Annotated in this window: 18 protein-coding genes; 7 read left to right on the forward strand and 11 right to left on the reverse strand. The window is 27.3% G+C overall.

Annotated features, from left to right (window positions below):
* The first annotated feature begins 44 nt into the window (after positions 1-44).
* Positions 45-932 (forward strand): pyridoxal 5'-phosphate synthase lyase subunit PdxS, encoded by an 888-nt coding sequence (pdxS, locus tag NL43_RS00655; protein ID WP_069592043.1) that lies wholly within the window; start codon positions 45-47, stop codon positions 930-932.
* Positions 933-1,029: 97 nt separating this feature from the next.
* Positions 1,030-1,665, forward strand: coding sequence for an exopolysaccharide biosynthesis protein (locus NL43_RS00660; RefSeq protein ID WP_069592044.1), 636 nt, complete (start codon positions 1,030-1,032; stop codon positions 1,663-1,665).
* Positions 1,666-1,698: 33 nt separating this feature from the next.
* Here the strand turns inward: NL43_RS00660 and NL43_RS00665 are convergent, their stop codons facing one another.
* Entirely contained in the window at positions 1,699-2,769 is a 1,071-nt protein-coding gene (locus tag NL43_RS00665) for an NUDIX hydrolase (RefSeq protein WP_069592045.1), read from the reverse strand.
* Positions 2,770-2,910: 141 nt separating this feature from the next.
* A complete protein-coding gene (locus NL43_RS00670) occupies positions 2,911-3,525 on the reverse strand; it encodes a hypothetical protein (protein ID WP_069592046.1) in 615 nt (204 codons plus the stop codon).
* Between the two features lie 256 nt (positions 3,526-3,781).
* Between NL43_RS00670 and NL43_RS00675 the strand changes: the two genes are divergently transcribed.
* The gene (locus tag NL43_RS00675; RefSeq protein WP_069592047.1) at positions 3,782-4,978 is read left to right on the forward strand and encodes an MnmC family methyltransferase; all 1,197 of its coding nucleotides are present in this window, start codon (positions 3,782-3,784) and stop codon (positions 4,976-4,978) included.
* Positions 4,979-5,001: 23 nt separating this feature from the next.
* Here the strand turns inward: NL43_RS00675 and NL43_RS00680 are convergent, their stop codons facing one another.
* A complete protein-coding gene (locus NL43_RS00680) occupies positions 5,002-5,544 on the reverse strand; it encodes a hypothetical protein (RefSeq protein ID WP_069592048.1) in 543 nt (180 codons plus the stop codon).
* A gap of 200 nt (positions 5,545-5,744) precedes the next feature.
* Between NL43_RS00680 and NL43_RS00685 the strand changes: the two genes are divergently transcribed.
* Entirely contained in the window at positions 5,745-6,089 is a 345-nt protein-coding gene (locus NL43_RS00685; RefSeq protein ID WP_143741300.1) for a hypothetical protein, read from the forward strand.
* A gap of 40 nt (positions 6,090-6,129) precedes the next feature.
* On the forward strand, positions 6,130-6,597 hold the full coding sequence (locus NL43_RS00690) for a class III signal peptide-containing protein (protein WP_069592050.1): 468 nt from the start codon (positions 6,130-6,132) through the stop codon (positions 6,595-6,597).
* A 20-nt stretch (positions 6,598-6,617) separates the two neighbouring features.
* Here NL43_RS00690 and NL43_RS00695 read toward each other — a convergent pair whose 3' ends face one another.
* Genes NL43_RS00695 through metG form a run of 4 tightly spaced genes read right to left on the reverse strand, consistent with a single transcriptional unit; the run spans position 6,618 to position 11,723 of the window.
* Positions 6,618-7,571: a glycosyltransferase 4 family protein gene (locus NL43_RS00695; protein ID WP_069592051.1), complete on the reverse strand. Its 954-nt coding sequence runs from the start codon at positions 7,569-7,571 to the stop codon at positions 6,618-6,620.
* Complete coding sequence (locus NL43_RS00700; protein ID WP_069592052.1) at positions 7,572-8,072, reverse strand: helix-turn-helix domain-containing protein; 501 nt, start codon at positions 8,070-8,072, stop codon at positions 7,572-7,574.
* Positions 8,073-8,091: 19 nt separating this feature from the next.
* Positions 8,092-9,699 (reverse strand): DUF530 domain-containing protein, encoded by a 1,608-nt coding sequence (locus NL43_RS00705; protein ID WP_069592053.1) that lies wholly within the window; start codon positions 9,697-9,699, stop codon positions 8,092-8,094.
* Positions 9,696-11,723 carry a methionine--tRNA ligase gene (gene metG / locus NL43_RS00710; protein ID WP_069592054.1) on the reverse strand — a complete coding sequence of 676 codons (2,028 nt, stop codon included), beginning with the start codon at positions 11,721-11,723 and terminating at the stop codon, positions 9,696-9,698. Before metG ends, NL43_RS00705 begins: the two co-directional genes overlap by 4 nt.
* Positions 11,724-11,988: 265 nt before the next feature.
* Between metG and priL the strand changes: the two genes are divergently transcribed.
* Positions 11,989-13,353 (forward strand): DNA primase large subunit PriL, encoded by a 1,365-nt coding sequence (gene priL, locus NL43_RS00715; protein WP_069592055.1) that lies wholly within the window; start codon positions 11,989-11,991, stop codon positions 13,351-13,353.
* Positions 13,343-14,317, forward strand: a complete 975-nt coding sequence (priS, locus tag NL43_RS00720; RefSeq protein WP_069592056.1) for a DNA primase catalytic subunit PriS — start codon at positions 13,343-13,345, stop codon at positions 14,315-14,317. The genes priL and priS overlap by 11 nt, the downstream gene beginning before the upstream one ends.
* On the opposite strand, the gene cca is transcribed toward priS, so the two are convergent.
* Genes cca through thpR form a run of 4 tightly spaced genes read right to left on the reverse strand, consistent with a single transcriptional unit; the run spans position 14,314 to position 17,481 of the window.
* Positions 14,314-15,693, reverse strand: coding sequence for a CCA tRNA nucleotidyltransferase (gene cca / locus NL43_RS00725; protein ID WP_069592057.1), 1,380 nt, complete (start codon positions 15,691-15,693; stop codon positions 14,314-14,316). The two genes, priS and cca, sit on opposite strands and share 4 nt — an antisense overlap.
* A gap of 57 nt (positions 15,694-15,750) precedes the next feature.
* Positions 15,751-16,326, reverse strand: coding sequence for a precorrin-6Y C5,15-methyltransferase (decarboxylating) subunit CbiT (gene cbiT, locus NL43_RS00730; RefSeq protein WP_069592058.1), 576 nt, complete (start codon positions 16,324-16,326; stop codon positions 15,751-15,753).
* Positions 16,327-16,362: 36 nt separating this feature from the next.
* Positions 16,363-16,917, reverse strand: coding sequence for a UbiX family flavin prenyltransferase (locus NL43_RS00735; RefSeq protein ID WP_069592059.1), 555 nt, complete (start codon positions 16,915-16,917; stop codon positions 16,363-16,365).
* A gap of 9 nt (positions 16,918-16,926) precedes the next feature.
* Positions 16,927-17,481 (reverse strand): RNA 2',3'-cyclic phosphodiesterase, encoded by a 555-nt coding sequence (gene thpR, locus NL43_RS00740; protein WP_069592060.1) that lies wholly within the window; start codon positions 17,479-17,481, stop codon positions 16,927-16,929.
* Positions 17,482-17,540 lie beyond the last annotated feature (59 nt).

Consider the following 17,540-nt stretch of genomic DNA (forward strand, 5'->3'; position numbering starts at 1 on the left):
AATATAGAATTCATAAAATTTATCAAATTTAAAGGAGAACTAAAATGTTACATGGAACAAAAGTTTTAAAAGAAGGTTTCGCTAAAATGACAAAAGGCGGAGTAATTATGGATGTAGTAAATGCAGAACAAGCAGCTATTGCTGAAGATGCAGGTGCAGTATCTGTAATGGCATTAGAAAGAGTTCCTTCTGATATAAGAAAAGCAGGTGGAGTAGCAAGAATGGCTGACCCATCAAAAGTAATTGAAATCATGGATGCAGTAGATATTCCAGTAATGGCAAAAGTAAGAATTGGTCACTTTGTAGAAGCACAAGTACTTGAATCATTAGGCGTAGATATGATTGATGAAAGTGAAGTATTAACACAAGCAGATGAAGATTTCCATATAGACAAAGAACAATTTACAATTCCATTTGTATGCGGGGCAAGAAACCTTGGTGAAGCTTTAAGAAGAGTAGATGAAGGAGCTGCAATGATTAGAACAAAAGGTGAAGCAGGTACAGGTAATGTTGTAGAAGCAGTAAGACATATGAGAGCAATTCAAGGTGCTATAAGAGAAATTCAAAATAAAACAGAAGAAGAATTATGGCAAGTAGCTCGTGAAATCAATGCACCAAGAGATTTAGTAAAATTAACCGCAGAAAAAGGAAGAATTCCTGTAGTAAATTTCTCTGCAGGTGGAATAGCAACACCAGCAGATGCAGCATTAATGATGCAATTAGGAGCAGATGGAGTATTTGTAGGATCAGGTATATTCAAATCAGAAAATCCTGAATTAGTAGCAAAAGCTGTAGTAGATGCAACTGCACACTATGATGATGCTGATTTAATAGCAGAAGTTTCAACAGATCTTGGAGCAGCAATGCCAGGATTAGATATTAATGAAATTCCTGAAGAAGAAAGATTACAAAACAGAGGAAATTACATATAACTCCTCTCCAAACTTCTTCTTTTCACCCACACTTTTTTCTAACTATTTTTATTTATATAAGTTTATACATAGTAATTATAAAATCCTTGGTGAATTTATGGATTCAAATAAACAATATCCAATTAGGACTTCAAAAAAACTTAAAGAAATCAAAAACTCACTTCCTGATAATATAACTATAGGTAAATTGGTAAATGAATTATTAAGTGAAGGAAATTATATTTTAGTGATTATTTTAATAGCTCCTTTTTTATTTCCAATATCTTTTCCAGGAAGTAGTACTCCTTTTGGAATAATGATTATTTTATTAGAATTCGCAAATTTATCTGGTAAAGCAGTGTATTTACCTAAAAAGGCTTCAAATTATGTTTTAGATGCATCAACGGTAGAAAAATTATTCAATATTTTAATGAAATTTTTAAAATATATTGAGAAAATATCAAAACCTAGAGGAAATTTAGTATCTAATATGTATCTTCTTAAAATTAATTCGATTTTGATAATTTTATTATCTGTTGTGTTATTTTTACCGTTACCAATACCACTTACAGATTTTATTCCTGCAATAGCTATATTAGTATTATCAATAAGTAATTTAGAAAAGGATTCTTATCTCATGATATTAGGTTATTTATGTGTAATAGGTACTTTTATTTATTTTGCATCAGTAGGGTATGTTGGTGTAGAAACAATAAAATTAGTGTTACATAATTTTGGAATTTATTTAATTTAAATTATTAAAAAAAAGGATGTTTATTAAGAAGAATTAATTTCTTCTTTTACCTTTTGGAAGAGGAGCTATTTTTTTCTCATTATTTGCATCAGTTCTGTTAATTTCATTTAATCTAGCTTTCCATCCGCTTCTTTTCATATTTTCTGAGTTGAAACTAACTTTTTTAGCAGATTCTTTTTCTTTTCGAATATGTGGGACCTTTTCGTTTTCCTGTATTACTGTTATTGAAGGAATTTCTTCTTTTTTCATATTATTTTGTCGATTTATATTCATATCAAAATAATTTTTTTGGGGTTTTTTAGCAACTGGTTTATTAACTTGATCGGGTACAATATCTTCATCATGACTAATTATGATATCTTCACGGTCAATTATAATATCATCTGTAGATTCTTTTAATATAATTTCTTCATGTTCTGGTTTATTTTTTTTCATTATGTTAAATTTATCTGTGAAATTTGTTTTACTAGTTTCTTCATTTGTGTATATATTGTTTTTAGGTATAGGTTTGGTTATTTTTGCTTCTTTTGGATGGAATGTTCTTTTAATCGTATTTTTCAGCATTGAAAATGAGTTTTTCACATTTTCTGATATTTCATTGTTTGCTTCATGAGTATATTCTTTAGCGTTATTTATTATATTTTCTTGAATAACTTCTCTTCTTCTTAGATTCTTCTCATTTAAGTCGTTAATTTCTATAGCAACATCATTGAATGGTGTTGATGTATTTTTGATATATTCATTTAACCATGGAACTAATGGGTATTCTGCTATTCTATTAATATCAATCCATGCAAATTCTTCGTATCTAGTTGAAAGAATTAAATCTCCATTTAGAATAGTTCCTTCCATGATAACATATAAATCTTTCATATTTCTAGTTACATGGCTGGAAATACCTATTATTTTTCCAGGATATACAGAGTATCCGATTTCTTTTTGGATATTATGCACAACAGTTTCATCAAAACTTTGTTCTTCTGTTAGTGGGGCACCAGGCAAGTCCCATCTCGGCTTATTATCCATACGTTTTTGTTTAATGAGTAGTATTTTTCCATGTTCACTACTTACAATGGTTTTAACATACATGTTAAATGTTTTCATATTTTAAACATCCTATTTCATTTAACTTTCTTTGGTTTTTTTATTTTTTAATTTTCTATAGTATTTATAAATTATGTTGAAACTTAGTTTTATTTGTTTAGTATTTAATTTATTTTTTTAAAAAAAGATTAAAGGGGGTTATTAAACAGAAGTTGAGTTGGTAATATTTTGTGTTTGAACGTTAGTTTCTCCATAATATGATTTTTCTAAGTTTAAATCATGTAATTTTTTATTTAAATCGGGATTTTGTTCTAGTAAAGTTTTTATATCGGAGTATACTTTGGTTAATTCGTTGTTAATATCAGCTGATTGTGTATTTGCATTATTGATTGCTGTTTGAGCATCTTCTGCACTTTTTTCTCCTTTAACATATTGTGATAGTGCATTTAATGTGGTCACTGTATTATTTAAATTTTTAGATTCTAGTTCTATTCTTTTTGTTTGTAAATCAATATATTTGTGTTCTGTCTCATTACTTGTTGAAACTCCTGATTCATTGAGTCTTAATAATTCTTCAGAGTATTTTGGAGTTATGTCATTGTTTATTGTACTTATTAATACATCTGCATCAGTAGTGTTTTGTGTATTGATTCCATTTACTGTATTTATGATTTCTGTTTCAATTGAACTTGCATTTTGAATTGTTTCATTAAAATGTTCAGATAGTAAAGTATTTTGGTATGATTCATATTGTGGAATTCCTAAGAGAAGTACTATAGCAATTACTACTAATATACCAATAACTTTTTTATTCATTTTATCACCTGGATGTTTCTAGTTTATTATTATGTTCTTCTTATAATAATTAATTATAGTATTTTTGTTTTATGTTCAGTTTTATTTTTATTTTTTTATCTTTTTACTAAAGTTTTATTATTTCATAAATTAATAATAATATATAGAATTATAACTACATTTAGTATGTTATGTAAGGGATTCAATTTTTAATAGAATATTATTATTTTTAATAGTATTATACTCATTAAAAAAATAGTATCATATGGTGTCATTAATGGATAATACACAAGACAATGCGAGACTAGAAATTTCAGAGCAACATAAAAATTTGATACAACAAGTATTTGAACTAGAATTGAGTGGACATAAAGATGCAAGAGAATTGTATCGTGATGAAATAGCAGGATTTTTAATAAAAACAGATGATGGTTCTTATACATTATCTTCTGGGAAAAGGGATAATGAATCAGAAACATTGCATAGTACTTATGGGGCACGTACTGAAGCATTTGAAAAATTTGCAATACCTTCTAAATTAATAGAAAAATCTGAAATTACTGATGTTATAAAGATATTGGATATTTGCAGTGGTATTGGGTATAATGTGTCAGCAGTACTTGATTATTTAAAAGATAGTAATGTTAAAATAGAAATTGATATGATAGAATCATCTTTAGAAACATTAGCAACTACATTATTTATACCAGATATATGTGAATCTCATGGATATATTAAAAAAGTAATAGAATCTTATTTGATAGATGAAGGGTATCTTCAATTTAATAAAGTGTTAAGTAATATTCCTTCTAATATCACTATAAATATTCATGTATGTGATGCTAGGGATTTTTTAAAAGAAAATAGTAGTAAAGAGTATGATGCAGTATTTTTGGATCCGTTCAGTCCTTCTAAGTGCCCTGAATTATATTCTGTTGATTTTTTCACTAAATTAAAGGAATATTTAACACCTTCAGCATTAATTTTAACATATACTGCAGCAAGTCCTGTTAGAAATGCAATGGTTTATGCAGGTTTGTATGTTGGAGAAGGACCACGTTTTCATAGGAGTGGTGGAACAATTGCATCTAGAACTCCTGATTTAATTGAAACTAAGTTGTCTTTCTCAGATGAAAAAGTAATAGCACTTAGTGATGTGGGTGTTCCATATATGGATCCTGATTTGGCTGATGATTATGATACAATTATTGAAAGAAGACAAAATATTAGGGGTAAAATAAGAGGGGTGTCTGTATTTCCATCATCTAATAAACTTCCTCGTTATTTGGGAGTAGATCCTGAAAAAATTGATGATAAAGTTCTTCTTGAAAAATTAAATGGGTATGTTCGAAAAATGGGATTTGAATCTATCATGGATTCTAGGATATTAGCTATTTTGGATATAGATAAAACCTTAACTAGTAGAGATCAGATTATTTTATTAGAAAATAGACTTAAAGAAATTTTAGAATAAAAAAATAATAAAAAATAATTAAGTTATGTGTTGTAATGACTGAATTTATTTCTATTTTTCTTTGATCTTTTGATATTTATTGCACTAATATCTCCTACTACATAAATATTAATAGTCCACATTGGATCGTATTCTGATGAGTATATTCCCATTATTTCTTCTAAATATATTGTTAATTCTTTTTTTAATTTTTCTTCAGTGTATAATGCACTATATGAATCAAAATGTATATTAACTTTAAATGTGTCCTTGTATGTAATTTTATGGCGTATTTTTCGTAATATTGTCGATGTAATATAATTTATATTGTTTAAAACGCAGTATACTGGTATTAGTTCTATATTATTGTTAATTGTTCTATCATATTCTATTTCTTTAATTAATTCTTCTGGATTTTGATATTCTAGGAAGTAGATACATGGATTTTCAGATCCTTTGAGGAAATAAGAATATTCTTTTTCGTTCATATTTTTTTCAAATTCATATATTCTATTATCTAATTCTTTAGAATTTGTTACTTCTGTGAATTTTATTAATAATTCTGGATGTGTTGTTTTTCGGAACATAGTTGTACTCCTTATTTCTATTTTGATAATTTATAAATTTTTTATAAATTTTCAATTATTATTATACAATTTAAAGTATATAAAGATTATCTTTAAAAAATTTATATTATATAAGAATCATAATTAATTTCATGGAATCAAAAGGAACAATCAATTTAGAATTTTTAATAGTTTTTTTTATATTTTTATTTCTGTCAACAATGGTCATTTCAATATCTATAGAAGAACTAACTATCATTGAAGAAACACAAAATAGAAAGGATGCTCGAATAGTTTCTAATGATTTAAGTGGAATACTCAATGAGGTTAATATACAAAATGAAGGTTATTCGAGAAGTTATACCTTACCTAGTAAAATTAATCAGGAAACATATATAGTTAAAATAAATCACTCTGGAGTTTATATCAATAGTCACTATCAAATAACATATTCTAAAATAATTCCATCAAATAAATTAGCTTCAAAAAATTTCATATTAATTCCAGGAAATACATATAAAATTATTAATAATAATGAAAGTATAGATATAATACAGTTAAATTAAAAATCTTTTTAAAAATTAATATAAGTATAATTAAATTATCATGAATAATAAAGGACAACTCTCAGTAGAATATATATTAATGTTAAGTATAATAATAATTATTTTAATTTCATCAATAAGCATGATATCTGATGAATTTGAAAAAAATACAATTTTAACAGCTGCACAATTTGGAGCTCAAAATGGAATAGATAAAAATGGATATGCAATGTATTATAATGATACATTTAATCATTATCAAAATGATTATCCTAAACTATTAACTTCTACTGAAATAAAACTAATAAAAATAGAGTTATATGAAAATAATACAACACTTGAGTTGCAAGTATATGCACACAGTAATGCACTATCTGCTCCAGAAAAAAATATAGTGGGGGCACGAATTAACTATTATATTAGAAAAAGTGTATCTGAAACATTCAATTCAACACCCTGTAATATTTTCTATGATCCTACAAAATCAAATAAATATGTAATTAAAACAAAATCAGTTATATGGTTGTGATATTTAAAAAAAGATTAGAGTTAAATAATAACTCCTTTAGCAAAAAAAGCAACTAATATTCCAATAATACCAAAAATTAATCCAATAATCCATATAATATGAACTACTTCTGCTTCTTTCATTGGTTTTTTTAGAATAGAACGAATTAATGAATTAAAACCACCTGGAGGTGCTACTAATACTCCATTTTCTTTAACTTGGGTAGGTTTAAATTTATGACGTTCCATTACACCAGCACTTCTAAATTTAAGAAGACCGTCAATAATATTGGGAATAAGAACAATAAATGCTATAATTTTAACTCTACCTATAAAAGCAATAATTGCAATACAAGCACCTATAATTAAAGTTCCAACGTCTCCTGGAAATACATTTGCAGGGTATTTATTATAAAATAAAAATGCTAGTAATGCTCCGAGCATTGAAAATGAAATTATAGCAACATCATACTTATTCATGATAATACAAGATAGTGTAAGAGAAGTTAATGCAATAACACCAAGCCCTGTTTCAATACCATTAAGGCCTGCTAACATATTAGTTAAATTAGAAGCTATTGAAACTGCAATAGGAATACTTAACATGTAAAAAATACTCATATTTGGTGGAGTAACCCACATTATTGGAAGACCTGCAATCCAAAGTAATATTAATTTCTCTTTTGAAGATAATATTATCAAATCATCAACTATTCCTATAATTCCAGTTAATAATATGACAATAAGTGTAATTGTTAATTGGGATTGCCATGAAGGATATAGATAAACTCCCACCATGATTGAAATAGCAAAACCAAATAAAATCCCAATTCCACCCATTTCTGCAACTTCAGGTTTTGTTAACTTATGAATATCTCTCCCTACAATATCTGCTTTTTTTAATCTTTTGATTAAAGTAGGCATAATTGCAAATGTAATTAAAAATGCTATTAATCCACATCCACTTGATGTTAATAGGAGTTGTGGTATATTCAATTAATACACTCCTTCATTTTTTTCTTTATTAATTAATTCTCGTTCTTTCTGTAAAATATAATAAATAGTTCTAACAGGGATATTTAACATGGATGATATTATCTTCACAGAAGTACCCTTATTCTTCAAATCAACAATTTCTTCTTTAAGTTCTTTAGAATATTTTGATTTAGGGCCTTGTTTTAATTTCTTATTTTTAAGATAATAAACAGTTTTTCTATTAATATTTAGACGATTTGCAATATTTTTAGGAGTTAAACCAGAATCTATCATTTTATTAATTTCTTCTTTTAAATTTTCATCATACTTTTGAGGACGTCCTCTGTGTTCAATAATTGATATCTGAATACCTAATTCATTTAAAGCATCAATATATGTTTCAGAAGTTCGTTCATATAAACTCTGAGGACATTCAATTTCTTCAAGATCAGGATTATCGTCAAGTAATTCAATAATTAATCTTGAGGATAATGGTTTATTCACATGTATTTTGGAACTCATAGCTATCATCCTTTCAATATTATTTATTTATTATTTCTAAGAATTTTTTAGCTTTATTGGTTGATGGTTTTTCTATTTTACGTAAATTTGATTTTTCTTTTGCAGCTTCTTCTTTATCTACGTAAAGTAAATCTGCAGCTTTGTTTAAAGATATATTTGATTTTTTATGTAATGCAATAGCACCATATGCTGCGTGATTTGATTTTAAATGTAATTTTTTACGTTTTGTTTCAAGTTCTAACTTGTATTGAATTGTTTCTTTCATATTTGGAATGACTTCAATATTTTCACCATTATCTTGAAGTAATTTAACAACATCTTTTGAAAAAATATTATTAAATACTTTTATTTGATTAGAATCTAATGTTGGTCTTAGATTAGGGAATGGTCCTGAATAATTATTACGTCTGTTCTCTGAAGTGGTGAGATAATATTTGAATATATCCCATAATATTAATGTGTTTGATGTTTCAATATAGAAGTGTTTTTTAAGATCTTCTTGTTTTTCAAGATCTTCTTTTAATTCACGTTCAATTTCTCTATTTTTATTCATTAAATTAGCTTTTTTTAGTTTAACATATTTTAATTCTTCTTCTAATTCGATACGTTCTTCTGCTTCTCTAGCAAGTTTACATGCGTCTTGTCTTGCTTCTTCTGTTAATTTATTATATGTATTTATTTTTTCCATATTTTGTATGTGTTGTGGTATAATTTCATCAATTTTTTGGTTCACAATATTTTCAGAGTATTGTAAATAAGCTATTGCTAGGGCATTTTGAACATATTTATCATTTATTAGTGAAGGTTTTTTATGGTGAAATTGAAGTAATTCAATACGTACATTAGGACCATATCGTTTACGAAGTTCTAATTCATAATTTGATTCATCAGCATAATCAATATTTACTTTTTTACTAATCCATTTTCCGGTTTTCTCTTCTTTAATTTTTGCAATCACAGTTATACTTTTTACACGTCCTCTTTTTTCTTGACGCATAGTTTTAATTATCTTACGATATGCTTCTAAACTATAATTAGTTAATTGTGATCGTTTAAGAAGATATTCGCCACCTAATGGTAAATATTTAATCAGTTCCAGTCTGCAAATTCCACTTTTATTTGCAGTAAATTTGAATTCATGGCATCCACATGTACATTCACAATTTGTTTTTTTGATATCATTTTCTGTTAAAATATCTTCGATAGTATTTTGTTTGTATTTTTGACCACATTTTTCACATGTGATTTCAGCATATTCTTCTAAGTGACCTATTGCTATTTTATGGGATGAAATAGCAGATTTTACTTGATCAAGAATGTTTTTCTTATTTGATGCTTTGATACGAAAGTATTGTGCATGTCGTGATTGATCATATACATCATCGGGAATAATTTCAGGGTTATTTGAATTATTTCCTTTTCCATATCTTTTCAAAGCACTATATGGTGAGGTAAAACCTCTTATTTCCATTTTATTTCGAAGATTTTGTAGTTCATAGAGGTTATTTTTCAAATAACCATATATTTCTATGAAACTATCGAAATCTTCTATACCTTCGGCAATAATAGGTTTTCTTTGTATTCTTTTAAGAAACTTCTCGCTTTGTGTCACTAAGAGTTCGCTCATTTTATATGTTCACCAACATTTCCTTCAGTAGTTAAAAGTTCCATACTGTCTGTAGCAAGTAACATACCATTTGATTCTACACCGAATAATTTGGCTGGTTCAAGATTTGCAACAACTATTACTTTTCTATCTATGAGTTCTTCAGGATTATATCTTTTCGCAAGTCCTGCAACTACTTGTCTTATTTCGTCTCCTAAATCGACTTGTAATTTAAGTAGGTTTTTAGATCCATCAATTCTTTCAGCTTCTTTTATTTGTCCAACAACTAATTGTACTTTTCCAAATTCATCTATACTAATTAAATCACTCATATTTTCATCTTCATTATTATTTTCTGTGTTTTCAAGGGAATATAATTTATTTTTTTGCTCTTCTATTATTTTATCTTCAATTTTATTAAATAATGGTTTAGCTTTTTTAATTTCATGTCCTGCTTCTAAGAATTCTTTTGATTCAGTCCATGTTACTTTTGGTTCTCTATTTTCAAATTTCATAAATCCTTCAATATCTTCAACAGGCATACCTAAAATATCTCTTATTTTTTGTGCTGATTCAGGGATGTAAGGTGTTAATAATATTGCTAATTTATAAACTAATTGATTGGATAGATAAATGCATGTTTTTGCACTTTCAGAATCTTCTTTCATAGCTTTCCATGGTTTTTTATCATTGAAGTACTTATTTGCTTCTTTAGTTAAAGCCATTATTTCTACTAATCCATCTCTGAATTTAAAATTTTCAATACAATCTGCTACTTTATCTGGTAATTCTTTGATTTTATTTTCAAATTCTTTATCTATTTCATCATAACTTCCAGGTTCAGGTAGTTTACCTTCGAAAAATTTATTTGTAAATGTAAATGTTCTATGGATAAAATTTCCAAGATTATCTGTTAATTCATTATTAATTCTTCTTTGGAAGTCATCCCATGAGAAATCAGTATCTCTATTTAAAGGTGCATTGATAACCATGTAATATCTTAATAAATCACTATCAAATTGGTCAAGGAATTCTTTTACCCAAATAACCCATCCTTTACTTGTTGACATTTTACGTCCTTCAAGAGATAAGTATCCTCCACCTACTACAGAGTAAGGTAGGTTCCATTCATGACCTAGGAGCATACTTGGCCAAAAAATTGTGTGGTGATAAATAATATCTTTTCCAATGAAGTGCACGGTTTTATCATCCCAGTATTCTTTCCAGTTGAGTCCATGTTTTTTAGCCCATGTTGCAGCGGAAGATTGATAACCTATAAATGCTTCTGCCCATACATATAATACTTTGTCTGTAACTCCTTCTAGGGGAACTGGAATTCCCCAATTCATGTCACGGGTCATAATCCAATCTTTAAGGCCATCATTTAACCATTCTTTAGCAAAGTTTTTAACATTTTTAGGTAAATTTTCGTTATTATTAATCCATTGAGTTAATGGTTCTTCAAATTCATGTAATTTAAAGTAATATTGTTTTGATTGTTGTACGTGTGGAGTTCCATCACATATTAAGCAATGGGGTTCTTTAAGGTCAGTAGGATTCAGATGTCTTCCACATACTTCACATTGATCTCCTCTAGCTTCACTTTCGCAATGTGGACAGATTCCTTCCACATATCTATCTGGTAAGCTACGTTTACAAGTATCACAGTATAATTGGTCAATGATTTTTTCATAAATATATCCTTTATTATAAAGGTCTTTGAAGAAATCTTGTGCCATTTCATAATGTAATTCATCCGTTGTTCTTCTAAAGCTATCTAATGAAATATTACATGCCTTAAGATCATTTCCAATTAATTCGTGATAAACATCAGTAATATCTTTAGGACTTTTATTTTCTTGTTCAGCTCTCACTGCAATAGGAGTTCCATGTTCATCAGTAGAACATACCATTACAGTATCCACTCCATTCATTCTATTATATCTAGCATATATATCTGCTGGAATGTATGTGGAACGTAGGTGTCCTAGATGGCAAGGACCGTTTGCATAAGGTAATGCACATGATATAAATAATTTACTCATTTTTTTATTCTCCATACTTATTTTTCATATTAGTTTTAATAATGCTGATATTCCACAATTTCTTACTTATATTGTCTATCTATTATTAAATTCAACATGGGATGTTGATTATTATTACTTGAACTACATGATTTGTTTAATAAAAGATAATTAATATTTATTTATGATATTACTCATTTATTTATTTTTCTTGATGATTTTTTTCATCATGTTTCTTAAAATAATATAAATTATTACTATGATGCATGATAGATAGTATACTATCATGATAAAAAATTCCTTTATAAATCCATTTAGTAATGATGCTAAAGAAATTGTAAGTAATCTTGGACAAATTGAAAATTTAGATAAAGAAAATGAAACTCTTATTACAATCATAAATTATACAAGAGGACAACTATTTGGTCATGAAATGAATTTGCCAAAAACATTAAAACAATTGGCAGAAAAGAAATTTGAATGGTTTTTATCCAAAAAATCAGATAAATTCAATGATAAAGAATATGAATACTTATTTAATCCAGAAATATATGAATATGATATTGTTTCTTTTTATTTATTATGTCAAGCAGTTGCAATAGGTTTTGGTCCAGATAGTCGTGAAGCTAAACAAGTTGTTGAATTAGAAAGGGATTTAATTGATCAACGATTAGAAAGACTCAAAGCAGAACCTAATGATTTTCAATCTAATTTTCTTAGAACCACATTAAATCAATTAATTGATACTAATAATATTTATTGGACTGATTTAAAAGATGTAATAGAAATGGGTGAATTTGATTTAAATAATCTTCTTCTTTCTCAAGGAAGATTAATAATTGAATATGAAGATTTTATTGAAGAATATGGTGATTTAATTCAACATAGGGATCCCCGGTCTATGTATGAAGTAACAGGTGGGCTTGATTTTAAATCTAAATTATTAAAAAGTATAATAATGTTACATACTAAACAATATATCCAAACAGTAGCCAAAATGGCTGAAAGGATGGTTGAACCAAATCCATTAATGGATAATTTGGCAAAAAATCTAAAAAAAATCCAAGAAAAAGCCCAAGAACAAAAATATGGTTCAAGAGGAAAAAGTACATTTAATGATAATCAACCTGTGTCCTATGAAATAGAAGCATTTCCTCCATGTGTTAGAAAATGTATGCAGGGAATTAAAAGTGGAGGGCGTAACGATGCTATAGTATTATTTTTAACACCATTCATATCATATGCACGTTTGTATCCTGGAATATTTTCTGAGGATAAAAATATGAAAATATCTGAAGTAGATCATTCTTTGGATATAACATTAAATGAGGTAATCCCTATGATATATGATGCAGCAGAAGCCTGTAGTCCTCCATTATTTAAGGATCAACCTCAAGAAAAAATAAATATAAATTCAAAGTTAGGTTTTGGGATGCATTCTGATTTAAAAATAGACCATGAAGGTGAAACGCAGTGGTACACACCAATGAGTTGTGAAAAAATTAAATTACACATGTCTAATTTATGTACACCAAATGTGGATTGTAAAAAAATAGGAAATCCTCTAACTTACTACAATCGTAAACGAAAACTAATGAAACGAAATAATAAACATAATAGCTCACAGCAGGTGAATAATAATGGAAATTAAACTACAACCTGCAACAAATTATGAACGTAAAAGATTCTATAAAGAAGAATGGAATGTGAAACAGGTTCCTGATTTTATAATAGATTCATTAACAAGTAGAGAATTTGGATTTGATCATTATGGGCAAGGACCTAATGATAGGTATAAAATATTTCCAGATGCTTTGAGATTAAAACGATTTATGAAAGTAAAACAACCATTTGCAGCATACTGTTCTGTTGCTTTTTATGATAAACCAAAACAAAGAAAAGGATGGAAACAATCTGAATTAGTATTTGATGTTGATGCAAAAGATGTGCCTATAAGAACATGTGATTGTAAAGAAGGAGAAGTATGTGATAAATGTCTAAACCAGGCAAAAGATATAGTTTTAATGATAAAAGATGTGCTTAAAGAAGATTTAGGTTTAAAAAATATAAATATGATTTATTCTGGAAGAGGATATCATGTAAGGGTTCTTGATGAATCTGTAATGACATCTTCCAGTGATCTTAGAGGTCAAATAGTTCAATATGTAATTGGTGCAAAAGAACCCGATTTATCTAATTCAATGGGATTTACTAATTTACAACACTTCATAATACCTTATGGATATTCTAAAAATTTCACAAAATGGTCAAAATACACAATATTACATTTAAATGAAAAATCAAAATTAGATAATGTTAATGTAAAATTATTAAAAGATACTTTGAAATTTAGATATTTCTTAGAAGATGATCAATGGGGAATGTTTAGGGGAAATATTGGTCCTATACGTTTTAATAAATTAATAAGTGCAGTTGCAAGAACAAATATGTCAATTACAGATACTAAGGTTTCAATAGATTTAAAACGTATTCTAAGATTACCTTCAACATTACATTCAAAAGTAAGTATGAAATCAACCTTAATTAAAAATATTGAAACATTTGATCCATTTGATGATGCAGTTCCTCAATTTGTATATGAACGTAAAGATTAACGTTCTAATTTGAAGTTAGGATATAAGTGCATGTAAATATTAGATAAATCTTCAGTGTTTTCACTTTTAATATATTCTGTAACTTCTTCGAAGAAATATTTATTTAATATTTCTTCTTTTATATTTTTTCCAAGTTTTAATATACTCATATTTTCTTTTTTAAATATGTTTGTAATCATGTCTTGAACTGTAATATATTTGCGGTTAGTTAATGAAATCCATTTATTATTATGAATATAAGCATTAGGGTACTTATTCTTGAAATTAATACTATTATTAGCATCTTGAACTAATGGGCCATGATGTATTTTAACATTAGATAATTTATCTACTTCATATTCTAGAAGAATATGTGCTACATTATCGGAACTAATATAATATCCCTTTTCAAGTAATCGGAAATCATACATTTTTGAAACTTTTTCTAATGATTTCATGGTTTTATTTACTTGAGGATAAATAACATCTGTAGGTAATTTTGGAACATTAAATGATAATACATAACATTTCGTCTGTCTTTTATTAAATTCATGGATTATTTCATCAACACTTGTTTTAACATGTTTATCTTCAAAATAATCTTCACTTGGATTTTTAAGATAATTTCTTGAAGCTACTATGAATTCAGAGAATTTTTGCATAGATAATGCTGCTGCTACATTTCTATTTTTATCCACGGGGTCAATCACGATTAAAGGATCTTTATAATTAGAGCAAGTACCATACTCTTCTAAATCTATTTCAAATTTGTTATGCCAGTTATTTGCAGCATTAGTTATAACATTTTCAAATGTATGGTACTCTAGAATTAATAATTCACAAAGATATCCAGAAAATCCACTAACTTTATAATTTGCACCATATGTATTTATTGATGACATAAATTTCTTAAGAAGTAGTACTTGATCTGCCTCTTCATCAGTTAAATGACTTTGAACATAATCTGTATGGAGTATAGTTCTATCTACTGCGGATTTAAGTTCATTAGCATCTTTAATATTATAACAAGGTACAAAATCAACTTCAAATCCATCAATTAAACCTGTAATATAGGGGTGTGAAGCATATCTTTTTTCAGATTCTCCACCTACAACGTTAATACAGTATTGTCCAAATTCTAATCCATATTCTTTAAGTTCTTCTTCGGAATAATCTAAGGGAAATGTCATAAAGATATCAAAGTCTGCTTTATCAATAAGTGATGTTTTCTTAGCCATAGATCCTACAAGTCTACAATCTATTGTTACATTTTTTTCTTTAGCATAATCTAGGATAATATTTCGAAGTTTATCTGAAAAACTAAGTAATACTTTTCGTTCTTCTTCGGATGGTTTTATGGAATTTAATATTTGATTATATATAATATCACCTTGCATATTATTGAAATTAGTTTTTAAAATAATGTTTATAAAAAAAGTAGAAATAAGAAAATATTATATTTTCTTAGCACTTACGATTGTAATAGGATTCAATGCTTTCATCATTACTCCACGTTCAAGTACAGTTCCTCGTGATACATTTATAGTAACAACTTCTGGTTCTGCACCTAATTCTTTTAACATATGGACACTATCTGTAGCAGTTTCTAATACAATTGAAGTGATGATGATACGTCCTCCGACAGGTAGTTTAAGATATCCTGTTTCAATAATGTTATCTAGATTACCGCCACTTCCTCCAATCATGAGTTTGGTGAAGTCTTCAATTTCATCAAGTGCTTTTAATCCTTCTTCTTCAATCAATTCTACTTTGTTTTGAAGTCCAAATTTTTCAAGATTTTGACGTGTTGTAGTAATAGCATCAGGATTCATGTCAATACTATATACTTTTTTGGCACGTTTTGCAAATTCGAGAGTTAAACCACCAGTTCCACATCCAACATCAACAACAACATCTTCATCAGTTAATCTAACTTTACTAATTACTAATGCGCGTATTTCTTCTTTTGTAGGTCCTGGAACTTTTTTTGTTTTCATGAATTCATCATCAGGTGTTATTTCGAAATACATATAAAGTCTCCTAAATTATTATCTTGTTATATAATGCTATTGTTTCCATTTATTAAATAAATTATTATCAATATTTAATATGTCTAAAATTTTTCCTAATATAAAATTGATTTGTTCATCAATATTTTGTGGTTTATGATAGAATCCGGGCATTGCAGGTAAGATAATTCCACCTTCTTTACTTATTGTTAACATGTTTTCTAGGTGGATTGTTCTAAGTGGTGTTTCTCGTGGTACTATTATAAGTGTTCTTCTTTCTTTTAATGTTACATCAGCAACCCTTGTTATTGAATTGTCTGCATAACCATTACTGATTGCAGATAATGTTTTCATACTTGTTGGTATTATGATTGTAGCATCAAATTTGAATGAACCACTGTTTATTATAGCATTGAGATCTTTTTCTTCATAATTAAAATTAGCTATAGATTTGACGTTATCTACTGTGTATTCTGTTTCATATTCAATTATATCTTTAGCTATAGTTGATATCACGAGATGAGTTTCAATTCTTTCTTTTTTTAATTCTTCAAGTAATCTAATTCCATAAATTACTCCACTAGCTCCAGTTATACAAACAACAATCTTCATTTTCATCACTTATAAATTAAATTCTGCTTCTGTTTTATAAATAGGACCATTTGGCGTGAGTTGACTTGATTTAAGACAAATTTTACTTACTTCCATTTTACCATGATAATTATATTGAATATTATTTAATGTTTCTGTTAATTTAGTAATATTTTTAATCTCTTTCACACGTCCTATTGTTATGTGAGGAATAATATTTCGTTCTTTTTTAAATCCTATTTTGTTAAATGAGTCATCTAATTCTTTTATAATATTGATTGTATTTTTATTTTTATCTTTAGCTCCGGTCCATATAACTTTAGGATGTGTAATATTAGGAAATGTTCCTATTTTAGCTAATTTTAATGTATATGGATTATAATGAGGTGTTGTTTGGTTAATAAGGTTAGTTATTTGTTTTTGTTTTCTTTCATTAATATCTCCAAAGAATTTAAGTGTTAAGTGTAAATTTTCATTTTCAACATATTTGATTTGGGCACTTTCTGATTCTTGGAGTATTTGCTGTGTTTTATTAATATTTGTTTTTAAATAGTCATTTAATTCAATAGCTAAAAAGGCACGCATAAATACATCTCCCTTATAAATTCAAAAATAAAAAAAAAGGTTGACAGAGTTAATCTATC

Origin of the sequence: Methanosphaera sp. WGK6, assembly GCF_001729965.1 — an archaeon.
GTDB lineage: Archaea > Methanobacteriota > Methanobacteria > Methanobacteriales > Methanobacteriaceae > Methanosphaera.

Coding starts and splice junctions, on each gene's coding strand:
- pdxS (WP_069592043.1), top strand. CDS start 45: ATGTTACATGGAACAAAAGTTTTAAAAGAAGGTTTCGCTAAAATGACA.
- NL43_RS00660 (WP_069592044.1), top strand. CDS start 1,030: ATGGATTCAAATAAACAATATCCAATTAGGACTTCAAAAAAACTTAAA.
- NL43_RS00665 (WP_069592045.1), bottom strand. CDS start 2,769: ATGAAAACATTTAACATGTATGTTAAAACCATTGTAAGTAGTGAACAT.
- NL43_RS00670 (WP_069592046.1), bottom strand. CDS start 3,525: ATGAATAAAAAAGTTATTGGTATATTAGTAGTAATTGCTATAGTACTT.
- NL43_RS00675 (WP_069592047.1), top strand. CDS start 3,782: ATGGATAATACACAAGACAATGCGAGACTAGAAATTTCAGAGCAACAT.
- NL43_RS00680 (WP_069592048.1), bottom strand. CDS start 5,544: ATGTTCCGAAAAACAACACATCCAGAATTATTAATAAAATTCACAGAA.
- NL43_RS00685 (WP_143741300.1), top strand. CDS start 5,745: ATGGTCATTTCAATATCTATAGAAGAACTAACTATCATTGAAGAAACA.
- NL43_RS00690 (WP_069592050.1), top strand. CDS start 6,130: ATGAATAATAAAGGACAACTCTCAGTAGAATATATATTAATGTTAAGT.
- NL43_RS00700 (WP_069592052.1), bottom strand. CDS start 8,072: ATGAGTTCCAAAATACATGTGAATAAACCATTATCCTCAAGATTAATT.
- NL43_RS00705 (WP_069592053.1), bottom strand. CDS start 9,699: ATGAGCGAACTCTTAGTGACACAAAGCGAGAAGTTTCTTAAAAGAATA.
- metG (WP_069592054.1), bottom strand. CDS start 11,723: ATGAGTAAATTATTTATATCATGTGCATTACCTTATGCAAACGGTCCT.
- priL (WP_069592055.1), top strand. CDS start 11,989: ATGATAAAAAATTCCTTTATAAATCCATTTAGTAATGATGCTAAAGAA.
- priS (WP_069592056.1), top strand. CDS start 13,343: ATGGAAATTAAACTACAACCTGCAACAAATTATGAACGTAAAAGATTC.
- cca (WP_069592057.1), bottom strand. CDS start 15,693: ATGCAAGGTGATATTATATATAATCAAATATTAAATTCCATAAAACCA.
- cbiT (WP_069592058.1), bottom strand. CDS start 16,326: ATGTATTTCGAAATAACACCTGATGATGAATTCATGAAAACAAAAAAA.
- NL43_RS00735 (WP_069592059.1), bottom strand. CDS start 16,917: ATGAAGATTGTTGTTTGTATAACTGGAGCTAGTGGAGTAATTTATGGA.
- thpR (WP_069592060.1), bottom strand. CDS start 17,481: ATGCGTGCCTTTTTAGCTATTGAATTAAATGACTATTTAAAAACAAAT.